Raw genomic sequence first — 1,092 nt, forward strand, 5'->3', positions numbered from 1 at the left:
AGAGCGTACAGCACGATGCCGATCAGGAAGAAGCAGTAGTACGTGTTCTTGCGGCCGATGTGATCCGACAGCGACGCCCAGAAGAACCGGCCGGCGATGTTGAACAGCGACAGAAGGCCGGCGAAACCGGCCGCGATGCCGGCGATCTGGGTCTTCTGCGCCACCGAGAGCTGGCTGAAGGTCAGGTCGGGCAGGCCGATCAGCTTGCCGGCGAAGATCTCCTGCAGCATCGGCGACGCCATGCCGATGACGCCGATGCCGGCCGATACGTTCAGCGTCAACACCGCCCAGATCAGCCAGAACTGCTTGGTCTTGTGAGCGTTGTCGAGATGCACGTGATGCTCGGTGATCATCGTGTTGGCCTTCGCGGTCGGCGTGAAGCCGTCGGGCCGCCAGTTCGGCGGCGCGATCCGATAGGCGAAGGCGCCGATGGTCATGAACACGAAGTAGATCAGACCCATCACCAAAAAGGTCTGCCACACGCCGACGTCGCTTGGGGTGCGGAAATAGTTCATCAGCATGTTGGCGAGCGGGGCGCCGATCATGGCCCCGCCGCCGAAGCCCATGATGGCCATGCCGGTCGCCATGCCGCGGCGATCCGGGAACCACTTCACCAGCGTCGACACCGGCGAGATGTAGCCGATGCCGAGCCCGATGCCGCCGATCACGCCGGAGCCGAGCCAGAGCAGCCAGAGCTGATGTGTGTAGATGCCGATGGCGCCGAGCACGAGTCCGCCGGACCAGCACAAAGCTGCGACGAAGCCGGCCTTGCGCGGGCCGGCGCGTTCCAGCCAGCCGCCCCACAGCGCGGCCGAGACGCCGAGGATGACGAAGAACAATGTGTACATCCAGCCCATGCTGGAGACGCGCCAGTCGCAGGTCGTGGTGAATAGCTCCTGGGCGAGCGTCATGTTGGCGCAAACCTTGGGCGCCGTGAGCCCGACTGCGCGCGACAGCGGCAGCCAGAACACGCTGAACCCGTAGGCCATGCCGATGCACAGATGAATGCACAGCGCAGCCGGCGTTACTAGCCAGCGGTTAAAGCCGGCGGTGGCGATGATCCGTTCGCGATCGAGTAGACCTGCAGGCGCG

The 1,092-nt window shown here is 64.7% G+C and carries 1 protein-coding gene; it reads right to left on the reverse strand.

What is annotated here, in order from left to right; genetic code table 11:
* Nucleotides 1–1,092 (reverse strand): OFA family MFS transporter (locus I5M_RS27260; RefSeq protein WP_022724292.1); only part of this gene is annotated, 1,092 nt, incomplete at both ends.

Origin of the sequence: Rhodopseudomonas sp. B29, assembly GCF_000333455.1 — a bacterium.
GTDB lineage: Bacteria > Pseudomonadota > Alphaproteobacteria > Rhizobiales > Xanthobacteraceae > Rhodopseudomonas.